This is a genomic window from Kitasatospora sp. NPDC094015, assembly GCF_040304075.1.
Lineage (GTDB): Bacteria > Actinomycetota > Actinomycetes > Streptomycetales > Streptomycetaceae > Kitasatospora.
In genome coordinates, this window is sequence record NZ_JBEOUL010000009.1 from 209,425 (window position 1) to 223,697 (window position 14,273).

At 77.9% G+C, this 14,273-nt stretch carries 3 protein-coding genes; all 3 read left to right on the top strand.

What is annotated here, in order from left to right; all coding sequences use genetic code 11:
* The first annotated feature begins 406 nt into the window (after positions 1–406).
* From ABT014_RS14730 to ABT014_RS14740, 3 genes are read left to right on the top strand one after another with little or no spacing between them, the layout of a single operon-like run.
* Entirely contained in the window at positions 407–5,326 is a 4,920-nt protein-coding gene (locus ABT014_RS14730; protein ID WP_350639102.1) for a non-ribosomal peptide synthetase, read from the top strand.
* Positions 5,323–13,617, top strand: a complete 8,295-nt coding sequence (locus ABT014_RS14735; RefSeq protein ID WP_350639103.1) for a non-ribosomal peptide synthetase/MFS transporter — start codon at positions 5,323–5,325, stop codon at positions 13,615–13,617. The genes ABT014_RS14730 and ABT014_RS14735 overlap by 4 nt, the downstream gene beginning before the upstream one ends.
* Positions 13,617–14,270, top strand: a complete 654-nt coding sequence (locus ABT014_RS14740) for a DUF6875 domain-containing protein (RefSeq protein WP_350639104.1) — start codon at positions 13,617–13,619, stop codon at positions 14,268–14,270. Before ABT014_RS14735 ends, ABT014_RS14740 begins: the two co-directional genes overlap by 1 nt.
* Positions 14,271–14,273: the final 3 nt, after the last annotated feature.

The window sequence follows — 14,273 nt, forward strand, 5'->3', positions numbered from 1 at the left end:
ACGGAGCGACCGACGGGGTCGGACCACCTCAGGGTACGCCCGGGTGCGGGCCGTTTCCTGTCAGCTTGCGCCGTTGGTGAAGGGGCTCCCGGGGATGCCGGGACGGAAGATTTTCCGTGAACCTGGATGGACGGGTGTGTCGACGCCGTCAGCTGAAAACGGCGAGGTGGGAGCGGGCGGGCGGCCGCCGCGAAGCCCGCCGTCCGGCCGTCCGACCGGGTGTCAGCTGCGCTTTGTGTCAACGGAGTTCATTGACGCACCCCCGCCCGGCATGGATTATCGGTGCCTGTTCGACCGGGCCGGGGGGCCGACAACCGCCCCGTGGCGCCAGTGACGGCCACCGCCGTTGGGGTCGGTGGGGGAGGGCTGCGGGCCGTCGTGCCCGGAGCCGGGAGAAGGACGTGCCGTGCCGACAGTGCCCGAGCTCGTGGCCGCCCGCGCGGCCGCCGATCCGGACCGTACCGCCCTGGTGCAGGGCGACCGTGAACTGACCTACGGCGCCCTGCTGGCCTGGGCCGACGCCGTCGCCGGCGGGCTGCTGGCCCGGGGCGCGGCCGCCGGGGACCGGGTCGGGGTGCTGTGCGGGCGCTCGATCGAGTACGTGGTCGCCGCGCTCGGGGTGCTCCGGGCCGGAGCCTGCTACCTGCCGGTCGACCCGGCCTACCCCGCCGAGCGCCGGGAACTGATGCTCGCGGACGCCGGCGTACGGGAGGTGCTGGACCCGGCCGCGGTGACCGCCGCCCGCCCGGCCGGCGGCCCGCCACCGGGCGGCCCCGCTCCCGCTCCGGCACCCGACGACCTCGCGTACGTGGTGTACACCTCCGGCTCCACCGGGCGGCCCAAGGGCGTGGCGGTCGAGCACGCGAGCCTGCTCGACCTGGTCCACTGGGTGCACGACACCTTCCGGCCGGGCCCCGGCGACCGGACCCCGCTGCTGTCCGCGGTCGGCTTCGACGCCTCGGTGCTGGAGCTGTGGCCCTTCCTGACGGCGGGCGCCACCCTGCTCGTCCCGGCCGAGGAGGACCGGCGCACCCCCGCCCGGCTGCGCGACCACCTGGTCGGCGCCCGGGCCACCCTCGCCTTCGCCGCCACCCCGCTGGCCGAGGCGCTGACGGCGCTGACCTGGCCGGCCGGCACCGCGCTGCGCACCCTGCTCACCGGCGGGGACCGGCTGACCGCGCGGCCTCCGGCCGGGCTGCCGTTCGACCTGGTGGACAACTACGGCCCGGCCGAGTGCACCGTCGTCGCGCTCTCCGGCCCGGTCCGCCCGGGTGACGGTCCGGCCACCGTCGGGCGCCCGCTGCCCGGCACCACCGCGCTGGTCCGCGACCCGCAGGGCGCCGCGGTGCCGGACGGCGAGGTGGGCGAGCTGTACCTGGGCGGGCCCGGCCTGGCCCGCGGCTACCTGGGCCGCCCCGAGCTGACCGCCGAGCGCTTCACCGCCGACCCGGGGCACGGGCGGCTCTACCGCACCGGCGACCTGGTGCGCCGCCGGCCGGACGGTGAGTTCGAGTACGTCGGCCGGGCCGACGACCAGGTGCAGATCCGCGGCTTCCGGGTCGAACCCGGAGAGCTGGAGGGGGTGCTCGGCGCGCTGCCCGGGATCGCCGCGGCGGCCGTGCTGGCCGGCCCGGACGCCGCCGGCGAACCCTGCCTGACGGCCTTCTACGTGCCCGCGCCGGACGGCCCGGCCCCGGGCGCCGTCCGCCGCGCCCTGGCCGAGCGGCTGCCCGCGCACCTGGTCCCGGCCGCGGTGCTGGCCCTGGACGCGCTGCCGCTGACCGCCCACGGCAAGACCGACCGGGCCGCGCTGCGGGCCGGGTCGGCCACCGAGCGGCCCCCGGCCGCGCCGCCGCGCACCGCCACCGAAACGCTGCTGGTGGAGATCTGGTCGGAGGTGTTCGGCTTCCGGGTCGGTGTCGACGAGCCGTTCGAGGAGCTGGGCGGGCACTCGCTGCGGGCGATGCGGATCGTCGCCCGGATCGCCGAACGGCACGGCGCCGACCTCGCGCCGGCCCGGCTGTTCGGCGGCCGCACGGTGCAGGAGCTGGCCCGGCTGCTCGACGAGGCCGGCCCGGCCCGCCCGGCCGGCCCCGAGCAGCTCGCGGCGCCCGCACCCGGGAACGGCGACGCGCCGCTCACCTCCGCCCAGGCCCGGCACTGGTTCCTGGACCAGTTCGCCCCCGACCCGGCGATCTCCAACGTCTCGGTCTCCTTCACCGTGGACGCGGACGTGGACGTGGACCTCTCCGTGGGCGCCGACCACGGCGGCTTCGACCCCGAGGTGTTCGCCGCGAGCGTCACCGAGCTGGTCCGCCGCCACCCGGCGCTGCGGACCGCGGTGGTGGAGACCCCGGACGGGCCGCGCCAGCGGGTGCTGCCGGCCGCCGAGGCGGTGACCGGTCCGGTGGTCGAGGTGGTGGACCTGCGCCACGATCCGGCGGCCGCCGCCGCGCTGTTCGCCGCGCAGGGCGCCCGGCCCTTCGACCTGGCCCGGCCGCCGCTGCTGCGCGCCACCCTGGCCCGGACCGCCGAGCACCGCTGGCAGCTCGGCCTGACCGTCCACCACATCGCGATCGACGGCCGCTCGGTGGAACTGCTGCTCGCCGACCTCGCCGTGGTCCACGCCGCGCTGGCCGCCCGCCGCCCGCCGCCGCCCCTGCCGCCCGGCCCCGGCACCGCGGACCTGGCGCGCTGGGAGGAGAGCCGGGCGGCCGCCCGGCCCGGCCTGCTGGAGTACTGGACCAGGACGCTGGCGGACGCCCCGCCGCTGCTCGACCTGTCACCCGGCGACACCCGGCCCGCCCCGCCGAGCTTCCGCGGCGCCACCGTGGTCCGTACCCTTCCGGCCGGGCTGCGCGCCACCGTGGACCGGGCCGCCCGCCGGCTCGGCGCGACCCCGTACACCGTGCTGCTGGCCGGGCTGCTCACCGTGCTGCACCGCTGCACCGGGCAGGACGACCTGGTGGTCGGCACGCCGGTCGGCGACCGGCCCCGGGCGGCCTTCGAATCGACCGTCGGCTGCTTCGTCAACACCCTGCCGCTGCGGGTGGACCTCTCCGGCCGGCCGGACTTCGCCGAACTGGTCGCCCGGGCCGGCGCGGTGGCCGCGGACGCCTTCGCCCACCGCGAACTGCCCTTCGAGCGGCTGGTGGAGGCGCTCACCCCGGCCGGACGGCGGGCCCACCACCCGGTGTTCCAGGTGATGCTGGTGTTCCAGCAGCCGGAGCTGACCGAGGTCCGGCTGCCCGGCGCCACCGTCCGGTTCGACGGCGAACTCCCGGCCGAGCGCGGCAGGTTCGACCTCACCGTGGTGGTGGACCGGAACACCCTGGCGGTGGAGTACGCCACCGACCTGTTCGACGGGGCCTTCGCCGAGCGGCTCTCCGACCACCTGGTGCGGGTGCTCGCCCGGGCGGACGACGAACCGGCGGCGGTACCGGCCCTGATCGACCTGCTCTCCCCCGAGGACGAGCGAAAGGTGCTCGCGTTCGGCCGGGGTGCCCCGGCCCGCCGGCCCGGCCCGGTGCACGACCGGATCGCCGGCCCGCCGGGACGCCCCGCCGTGATCTGCGACGGCGAATCCCTCGACCACGCCGAACTCGACGCGGCCGTCAACGGCCTGGCGCACGCGCTGCTGGCCCGCGGCCTGACCTCGGGCAGCCCCGTCGCGGTCTGCCTGCCCCGGTCGGCGGCCTCGGTGGTCGCCATGATCGCCGTGCACCGGGCCGGCGGGGTGTACGTGCCGCTGGACCCGGCCCTCCCCGACGAGCGGCTGCGCGACATGCTCGCCGACACCGCACCGCGCCTGGCGGTCTGCACCGCCGAACTCGGCCGCCGGCTCGACGGGTTGAGCGCCACGCCGGTCGAGGCGGTCGACCCCGCCCAGCCCGGCCGGACCGACCGGCCGGCGGTGACGGTCGATGAGGACCAGGTCGCCGACATCATGTTCACCTCCGGCACCACCGGCCGCCCGAAGGGGGTGCTGCTCACCCACGGCGGCCTGGCCAACCTGGTCGCCGCCAAGGTCGAGCTGTTCGACGTCCGGCCCGACAGCACGGTGCTCCAGTTCGTCGCCTTCGGCTTCAGCGTCTCGATCTCGGACGTCTACATGACCCTCACCACCGGCGCCACCCTGGTGGTGCGCGGCGAGGCCGACCTGGCCGGGGCGGACCTGGCCGACCTGATCCGCCGGCACGCCGTCACCAACCTGGTGCTGCCCGCCTCGGTGCTGGCCGCACTGCCCGACACCGACCTGCCGTCGGTCCGTGCGATCACGGTCGGCGGCGAGGCGTGCAGTGCGGCCCTGGTCGACCGCTGGGCGCCCGGCCGGCACTTCGTCAACGCCTACGGTCCGACCGAGGCCACCACGGCCACCGCCGTCGGGGTGTGCGTGCCCGGCGGCGGCCGGCCCACCGTCGGCCGCCCGATCCCCGGCGCCCGGGTCTACCTGCTGGACGAGCGGCGGCGCCCGGTCCCGATCGGGGTGCCCGGCGAGCTGTACGTGGGCGGGGCCGGCGTCGGCCGCGGCTACCTCGGGCGGCCGGAGCTGACCGCCGAGCGGTTCCTGCCCGACCCGTTCGCCGCCGACCCGTTGACCGCCGGCGCGGGGGAGCCCGGCGCGGGGGAGCCTTCGGAGGGCGCGCGCATGTACCGGACCGGGGACCTGGCCCGCTGGCTGCCCGACGGGCGGATCGCCCTGCTCGGCCGCAACGACGACCAGGTCAACGTGCGCGGCGCCCGGGTCGAGATCGGCGACGTCGAGGCCGCGCTGCGGGCCCACCCGGCGGTGGCCGACGCGGCCGCAGCCGTCCAGCGCCACCCGGTGGCGGGGGAGCGGCTGGTCGGATACCTGGTGGCGGCCACCGGCCCGGACCCGCTGAGGTCGGCCGGCGCACCGCCCGGCGCCGAGTTGCCGGACACCGCCGCGCTGCGTGCCTTCCTCGCCGACCGGCTGCCCGGCCACGCCGTGCCCACCGCCTTCGTCACGCTGCCCGCCCTGCCGCGCACCGGCACCGGCAAGGTCGACCGGCGGGCGCTGCCCGCCCCGGCCGAGGGGACCGGGCCCGGCGGCGGTCGGCGGGCGCCGTCCGGACCGATCGAGGAGATCCTGGTCGAGATCTGGACCGAGGTGCTCGGCGCGGAACCCGGCGTGGACGACGACTTCTTCGCCGTCGGCGGCCAGTCCCTGCTGGCGGCCGCGGTCGCCGCCCGGATCCGCGACCGCTTCGAGATCCCGTTCCCGGTCCGGGTCCTGTTCGACGAACCGACCGTCGCCGCGCTGGCCGCGGCCGTCGAGAAGGCACTGGTGGAGGAGCTCGGATGAGCACCCTGGAACAGCGCCTGGCCGAACGGGTCGCCCGGGCCAAGGCCCGCCGCCCCGACACCGCCCCGGCCTTCCCGCCCCGGCCCGCCGGGACCACCCCGCTCTCCGACACCCAGCGGCGGCTGTGGTTCCTGCACCGCTGGGCGCCCGACAGCGCCGCCTACACGATCCCGGTGGCCTGGCGGCTGCGCGGTGCGATCGACCCGGCGCGGCTGGCCGCGGCGCTGACCGCGGTCACCGCCCGGCACGAGATCCTGCGCACCCGCTACCCGGCCGAGGGCGGCGAGCCCACCGCCGTGGTGGACGCCCCCGCACCGGTGCCGCTCCCGGTCCGGGAAGTGGCGCCCGACGGCCTGGCCGAGGCGGTGGACCGGGCGGTCGCCGAACCGTTCGACCTCGCCGCGCAGCCGCCGCTGCGGGCCGTCCTGCTGCGCAGCGCGGCCGACGACCACGTCCTGCTGGTCCGCCTGCACCACATCGCGGCCGACGGCTGGTCGGTGGGGCTGCTGGCGGGCGACCTGGCCGCCGCGTACCGGGCCGGCGCGGGCGCCGCGCTGCCGCCCGCGGTCGGCTACGCCGATGTCACCCACGCACGGCTCGGCCGCCGGTACGAGAACGAACTCGCCTACTGGAAGCAGCGCTTGGCCGGTGCCCCGACCGTCCTCGACCTGCCCGCCGACCGCCCCCGGCAGGCCGTCGCGGACGACGCCGGCGCCGCCGTCCGGTTCACCCTGGACCACGCGACCACCGCCGCCCTGCGCCGCCTGGCCGGCGAACTGCGCTGCACCAGCTTCATGGTGCTGCTGGCGGCCTTCCAGGCGCTGTGCGCCCGGTACGCGGGGGTGGACGACGTCCTGGTCGGCACCCCGGTCGCCGGCCGCGACGAGGTGCCCGAGGTGTTCGGCTGCTTCCTGGACACCACCGTGCTGCGCAGCACCCTCCGGCCCGGCCTGACCACCCGGCAACTGCTCGCGGAGGTACGGGAGTCGGTGCTCGCCGACACCGCGCACAGCGCGCTGCCGTTCGACCGGCTGGTCGGGCGGGCCGAGCGGCAGGCGGCCCACCACCCGGTGTACCAGGTGCAGTTGGTGGCCACCCACGTCCCGCGGGTGGCGCTGCGGCTGGACGGCGTCGAGGTGGAGTGGCTGGACGTGGAGCCGCGCACCGCCAAGGTCGACCTCAGTCTGTCCGCCGAGGACCTCGGCGGCCCGACCGTGGAGATCACCGCGGTCTACCGGACCGCGCTCTTCGACCGGGCCACCGTCCGCCGGTTCACCGGCCACTACGCCCGGCTGATCGCCGCGATGGCCGCCCGGCCGGACGGCCCGGTCGAGTTGCTGCCGGTCCTCGGCCGCGAGGAGCTGGAGCTGACCGCGCGGGCCGCCGCCGTCACCGCCCCCGCGCCCGGCACCCTGCTCGACCGCTTCGACCAGTGGGTGCGCACCGCCCCGGACCGCCCCGCGGTCCACGCCCCCGACGGCACCCTCAGCTACGCCGAACTCGACCGCGCCGCCCGGGCCCTGGCCGAGCGGCTGGACGGCGGCGCGGTGGTCGGCGTGCTCGCCGCGCCCGGCACCGGCTTCCTCACCGGGGTGCTGGCCTGCTGGCGGGCCGGCGCCGCGTACCTCCCGATCGACCCCGCGCTACCGCCCGCCCGGCAGCAGGAGCTGCTCGCCGCGGCCGGCGCCGCCGTACTGCTGAGCGGGCCGGCCGGGCGGCCCGAGCTGCGCCGCCTCGACGCCGCCGGCACCCCGGACGCCGGGCTCGCCTACGTGCTGTTCACCTCCGGCTCCACCGGCCGGCCCAAGGGCGTGGCGGTCGGCCACGACAGCCTGGCGGCCTACCTGGGCAGCATCCACCAGGTGCTCGGCCCGGCACCCGACGGGGCGCCGGAGCAGTACGCGGTCTGCTCGACCCTGGCCGCCGACCTCGGCCACACCATGCTGTTCGGGGCGCTCTGGGCGGGCGGCACCGTCCGGCTGCTCGCCGCCGACCTGGTCGCCGACGCCGACGCGCTCGCCGGGCACCTCGCCGAGCACCCGGTCGACCTGCTCAAGCTGGTGCCCTCCCAGCTCGCCGCGCTGCTCACCGCGGACCGGCCCGCCGACCTGCTGCCGCGCCGCTGCCTGGTGCTCGGCGGCGAGGCGGTCGGCTGGGAGCTGGTCGACCGGATCCGCGCACTGCGCCCGGGGCTGCGGATCCTCAACCACTACGGGCCGACCGAGACCACGGTCGGGGTGCTCACCGCCGAACTCGCCCCGGGGGAGCCCATCGAGGGCGACGGGCGCCCGCCCGTACCGCCGCTCGGCCGCCCGCTGCCGCACGTCTCGGCCCTGATCCTGGACCCGCACGGGCGGCCCGTCCCGGTCGGCGTGCCCGGCGAACTGTGGATCGGCGGCCCGGCCGTCGCCCGCGGCTACCTCGGCGACCCCGCACGCACCGCCGAGCGCTTCCGGCCCGACCCGGACACCGGCGGGCGCCGCTACCGCACCGGCGACCGGGCCCGCTGGCGGGCCGACGGCGCGGTGGAGTTCCTCGGCCGCGTCGACCGGCAGGTGAAGATCCGCGGCTACCGGGTCGAGCCCGGCGAGGTGGAGGCCGCGCTGCGGGCCCGCCCCGGCATCGCGGACGCCGCCGTCCTGGCCGACGGCGACCGGCTGCTCGCCTACCTGGTGGCCGAGCACCCCGACGCCCTCGACGGCCTGGCCGACCGGCTGGCCGCGCTGCTGCCCGCCCACCTGGTGCCCGCCGCGCTGATCCCGCTGGACGCCCTCCCGCTCACCGCCAACGGCAAGGTCGACCGGGCCGCCCTGCCCGCCGTCCCGCCCCCCGCCACCGCGGGCCGCGCACCGCGCACCCGGCTGGAGCGGGCCGTCGCCGCCGTCTTCGCCGAGCTGCTGGGCGTCCCGGTGGACGACGCCGACGCCGACTTCTTCGCCCTCGGCGGCCACTCCCTGCTCGCCACCCGGGCCGTCTCCCGGCTGCGCCGCGACCTCGGCGCCGCCCTGCCGCTGCCCACCCTGTTCGCCCACCCCACCGTGGCCGGACTCGCCCGGCAGCTGGCCGTCCTGCGCGAGGGCGCCAGCGGCTACCCGCCGCTGCGCCCCGGCACCCCCGTCACGGTCTCCTACGCCCAGCAGCGCCTGTGGTTCCTGGACCAGGTCACCCCCGGCAACCCCGCCTACAACCTGCCGTACGCGCTGCGCCTGGACGGCGAGTTGGACGTCCGGGCGCTGGCGGACGCGCTCACCGCGGTGACCGCCCGCCACGACAGCCTGCGCACGGTCTTCCCCGCCGTCGACGGCGCCCCGGTGCCCGAGGTCCGGCCCGCCGCACCCGTACCGCTGCCCGTCACCGACCTGCGCGGCGCCGCCCCCGAACAGGTGCGGGCCGAGGTCGACGCCGAGTTCCGGCACGGCTTCGACCTGGCCGCCGGACCGCTGCTGCGGGCCCGGCTGCTGCGCGTCGAGGACCACGCCCACCTGCTGCTGCTGACCTTCCACCACATCGTCTTCGACGGCTGGTCGCACGCCCTGTTCGCGGCCGAGGTGAGCGCCGCCCACGCCGGCACCGCCCTGCCCGCCGCCGACCTCCAGTACGCGGACCACGCCGCCTGGCAGCGCCGGGCCGACCACACCGAGGGCCTCGACCACTGGCGCGAGCTGCTGGCCGGCGCCCCGCCCTGGCTGGAGCTGCCCGCCGACCGGCCCCGGCCGGCCCGGCCGACCCACACCGGCGGCGCCGTCCCGGTCACCGTGCCCGCCGAGGTCACGGCGCCGCTGCTGGCGCTGGGCCGGGCCGAGGGCGCGACCCCGTTCATGACCCTGTTCGCCGCCTACCAGGTGCTGCTGGCCCGCTACGCCGGGGTGGCCGACCTGGTGGTCGGCGTCCCGGTCGCCGGGCGGGTCCACCCCGACGCCGACGACCTGGTCGGCTTCTTCGTCAACATGCTGCCGCTGCGCGGCCGGCCCGAGGGCGGGCTCGGCTTCCGCGCGCACCTGCGACAGGTCCGGGACACCTGCGTGGCGGCCTTCGGCCACGCCGACGTCCCGTTCGAGTGGCTGGTCGAGCAGCTCGCCCCGGTCCGCGACCCCGCCCGCACCCCGCTGTTCTCCACCATGTTCGCGCTGCAGAACGCCCCGGCGCCCGCCTGGCGGCTGCCCGGGGTGACCGCCACCCCGGTCGACGGGCCCACCGGCGTCGCCAAGTTCGACCTCTCGCTGATCCTCACCGAGCACCCGGACGGGCTGCGCGGCGCGCTGGAGTACAGCGCGGACGTCCTCGAGGCGAGCACCGCCCGGCGACTGGCCGGCTGGTTCACCACCCTGCTCGGGGCGATCGCCGCCTACCCGGACACCGCGCTCGCCGACCTCCCGCTCGCCGACGCGGCCGAACGGCGGCTGGTCCTGGAGCGGTGGAACGACACCGCCGCCGACCTGCCCACCGCCACCGTGCCCGAGCGGATCGCCGAGCACGCCGCCCGCACCCCCGGCGCACCCGCCGTCGGCGACGGCACCCGCACCCTCGACTACGCCGAACTCGACCGCCGCGCGGACGGGTTGGCCCGCGCGCTGCGCGCCTCCGGGGTCCGGCCCGGCACCGTGGTCGGCGTCGCCGCCGGCCGCGGCGTCCGCCTCCCGGTCGCCCTGCTCGGCGTGCTCCGGGCCGGCGGCTGCTACCTGCCGCTCGACCCCGACCACCCGGCCGAGCGGCTGGCGTACATGCTCGCCGACTCCGGCGCGGCAGTGCTGCTCACCGACGACGGCACCGCGCCGCCCGGACTCCCGTTCGCCGGGCCGGTGCTCCCGCTGGACGCCACCGCGGCCGACCGCCGTCCGCTGCCCGCCCCGGCGCCGGAGCTCACCGCCTACCTGATCTACACCTCGGGCTCCACCGGGCGCCCCAAGGGCGTCACCGTGTCGCACCGGGCGCTGGCCAACCTGCTCGGCGCGATCGGCGCCCGGCTCACCGGGTTCGGCCCGGGCGACGTCCTGCTGGCCGTCACCACGTTCTCCTTCGACATCGCCGGCCTGGAGCTGTGGCTGCCGCTGGTGAACGGCGCCCGGATCGACCTCGCCGACCGCGCCACCGTCCGCGACGGCGCCGCGCTCGCCCGCCGGATCGCCACCGGCGGCGCCACCTGCCTGCAGGCCACCCCCGCCACCTGGCGGCTGCTGCTGGAGGCCGGCTGGGCGGGCGACCCGGGCCTGACCGCGCTGTGCGGCGGCGAACCGCTGCCCGCCGACCTGGCCGCCGCCCTGCGGCCCAAGGTCCGCGCGCTGTGGAACCTCTACGGCCCGACCGAGGCCACCATCTGGACCAGCGCCCGCCGGATCACGGACGACGGGGAGATCACCGTCGGCCGCCCGCTCGCCAACACCACCGCCCACGTGCTCGACGAGCGGCTGCGGCCGGTGCCGCTCGGCGCCGTCGGCGAGCTGTACCTCGGCGGCGCCGGCCTCGCCGACGGCTACCACGGCCGCCCCGCGCTCACCGCCGCCGCCTTCGTCCCCGACCCGTACGGGCCCGGGCGGCTGTACCGCACCGGCGACCTCGCCCGGTACCGCGCCGACGGCCAACTCCTGCTGCTCGGCCGGGCGGACGGCCAGCTCAAGCTGCGCGGCTACCGGATCGAACCGGGCGAGATCGAGGCCGCCCTCGCCGAGGACCCGCAGGTGGCCCGCGCCGCAGTGGTGCTGCGCCCGGACCGGTCCGGCGAGCCGCAGCTGATCGGCTACCTGGTGGCCGCCGCGGGCGCGGGCCCCCGCGACGGGGCCGAGCTCGACGAGGCGGCGCTCGCCGCGGTCGCCGACCGGCTGCGCCGGCGCCTGCCCGCCCACCTCGTCCCGGCCCGGCTGGTCGCCATCGGCGCGCTGCCGCTCAGCCCCGCCGGCAAGCTCGACCGGGCGGCGCTGCCCGCCCCGCCCGCCGTCCGCGCCCCCGCCGGCAGGCCCGACCGGGCGCCCGCCACCCCGGCCGAAGCACTGGTCACGGAGGTGTTCGAGGACATCCTGGAACGCCCCGTCGGCCCGGACGAGGACTTCTTCGCGGCCGGCGGCGACTCGATGCGCGCGGTACGGGCCGTGCGCCGGATCGACCCGGCGCTCTCCGTCCTCGACCTGTTCACCCACCCCACCGTCCGCGGCCTCGCGGCCCTGCTCGGCGGGCCGGGCCGGGCGGCCGAACTGCTGCACCGGATGACCCGCCGCACCGCCGCCACTGCCGAGGTCACCGTGGTCGCCGTCCCGTTCGGCGGCGCCGGCGCCATCGTCTACCGCGACCTCGCCGACCGGCTGCCCGACACCTGGGCGCTCTACGCCGTCCAGCCACCGGGCCGTGACCCGGCCCGCCCCGAGGAGGCCGCCGAACCGCTCGACACGCTGGCCGCGCGGTGCGCCGAACGGATCCTCGCCGAGTGCCCCGGCCCGGTGGTGCTCTACGGCCACTGCGTGGGCGCCGCGCTCGCCACCGCCGTCGAGGCCCGGCTGCGGGCGGCCGGCCGCCCGGCGCTCGGCCTGGTGGTCGGTGCGGCCTTCCCGAACGCCGAACTGCCGGGCCTGCTCGGCCGGTTGGCCCGGTTCGCCCCTGGTCGCCGGCAGTCCGACCGGGCCCTGACCGACGGCCTGCGCGCGCTCGGCGGGCTGGCCGAGGAACTCCCCGAGGCCGAACGGCGGTTGCTGGCCACAGCCGTACGGCACGACGCCGCCGAGGCCGAACGCTTCTACGGCGCCCCCGCCGAACCCGGCGCCACCCCCGTCCTGGTGGTGGTCGGCGAGCGTGACAAGGTCACCGAGTTCCACCACGAGCGCGCCCACGAATGGTCCGGCTACGGCGGGCCGGTGGACACTGCCGTGGTCGCCGGCGCCGGCCACTTCTTCCAGCGCGAACCCGAACTCGCCGCCATCCTGCGCGAACGGGTGGCCCGCTGGCGGCGCGCCGAACCGCCGCTCGCCCCGCCCGCCGTGCCGCCGCCGTCCCGGCTGCCCGCCTTCCTGACCGTCACCCTCGGCCAACTGGTCTCGCTGGTCGGCACCGGACTGTCCACCTTCGCCCTCGGCCTGTGGGCCTACCGGGCCACCGGCACCGTCACCGCGTTCGCCGCCATCGCCGCGTTCGCGCTGCTCCCGGCCATCCTGGCGGCCCCGTTCGCCGGCGCGGTCGCCGACCGGTACGACCGCCGGCGGGTGATGATCGGCTGCGACCTGGCCGCGCTCGGCGCCGGCCTGGCCGCCGCCGGACTGCTCACCGCCGGCGCGCTGCGGCTCTGGGAGCTGTACGCGGTGGTGATCGTCGGCGCCGTCGCCACCGCCTTCCGGCAACCCGCCTACCTGGCCGCGATCACCCAGCTCACCCCCAAGCGCTACCTCGGCCAGGCCAACGGCGTGGTCGGCCTGGGCACCGCCACCGGCGCCCTGTTCGCCCAACTCCTCGGCGGCGCCCTGGCGGTGGCGTTCGGACTGGCCACCGTGGTGTGGCTGGACGTGCTCTCGTTCGCGGTCTCGCTGGGCACCCTGCTCGCGGTCCGCTTCCCCGAACTCGGCTTCGTCCGCCGGGACGGACCGCTGCTGCGCGAGATCGCCGACGGCTGGCGCTTCCTCGCCCGGCGCCGCGGACTGGTGGCGCTCGCGGTGTTCTTCGCCGTCGCCAACGCGCTCGGCGGCGTGGTGACGGTGCTGGTCACCCCACTGGTGCTGGCCTTCGCCTCGCCCGCCGCGCTCGGCGTGGTGCTGGCGGCGCAGGGCGCCGGACTGCTGGCCGGCAGCGCGCTGATGGCGGTCTGGGGCGGCACCCGCCGCCGGGCGGCCGGCATGATCGCGTTCGTCGGCCTGTTCGCCGGCTCCGCCGTGCTGATCGGGCTGCGCCCGAGCGCCGCCTTCCCGACCCTCGGGATGTTCGGCATCGGCGTCTGCGCGGCCCTGATCAACGCCCACTGGCTCGCCCTGGTCCAGGTCAAGGTCGGCCTGGACCTCCAGGGCCGGGTGCTCGCCACCTGCCTGATGCTCGCCCGGCTGGTGATGCCCCTCGGCTACCTGGTCACCGGCCCGCTCACCGACCGGGTCTTCGAACCGCTGCTCCGCGCCCCGGGCTCGCCGCCCGGCCGCCTGCTCGGCGCCCTGCTCGGCACCGGCCCCGGCCGGGGGATGGCCGCCGTGGTGGTGCTCACCGGGCTGGTCGCGCTGGCCTGGACCCTGGCGGGCTACTGCTACCGGCCGCTGCGCGAGGCCGACGACTCGATTCCGGACTCCGGGCCGCCGACCGCCGCCCGCCCGGCCGACCCGCGGGATTCCTGATGCTCACCCACCCCGGCAGACCCGAGCACGTCCTGTTCACCGCCGCCGACCTGGAGCCGCCCGCCGCCGCGCTGCCGCCGCACGCCCGCCGGCACGCGGACGCGCTGCGCGGCGTGCTCGGCTGGGCCCGGACGTACCTCACCGCGCCGCACCCGGAACTCGGCCGCACCGGCCCGGTCTGCCCGTTCGTCGGCGCCTCGCTGCGCGACGGGCGGTTCCACCTGGCCGTGCGGCCGGGGCTCCCCGCGGACCGTGGGGAGGTGGCGGAGGCGGTCGCGGTGTACCGGGACTGGTTCCTGCGGCTGGCGCCGCCCGGCGCGCCCCGGGCGCAGTTCACCACCGTCCTGATCGTCTTCCCGGACCTCCCGACCGCCGAGGCGCCGGCCCTGATCGACCGCACCCAGCTGGAGCTGAAGGGCGAGTTCGTCGAGTCGGGCCTGATGCTCGGCCAGTTCCACGACCTGCCGCCGGACCAACCCGGCCTGTGGAACCCGGACTTCCGGCCGCTGCGCAGCCCGCTCCCGATGCTGGTGATCCGCCACATGGTGGCCACCGACCTCCCCTTCCTGCTCGCCGACCCGCGCCACCACGCCGCCTACCGCCGCCTCTTCGGCGGCCGCGAACCGGACCCCCGCCACCGGGTGCCGTCCTGACCC

What these genes read in the sequence shown, in the direction of transcription:
- ABT014_RS14735 (WP_350639103.1), top strand. Translation starts at nt 5,323, where the DNA reads ATGAGCACCCTGGAACAGCGCCTGGCCGAACGGGTCGCCCGGGCCAAG.
- ABT014_RS14740 (WP_350639104.1), top strand. Translation starts at nt 13,617, where the DNA reads ATGCTCACCCACCCCGGCAGACCCGAGCACGTCCTGTTCACCGCCGCC.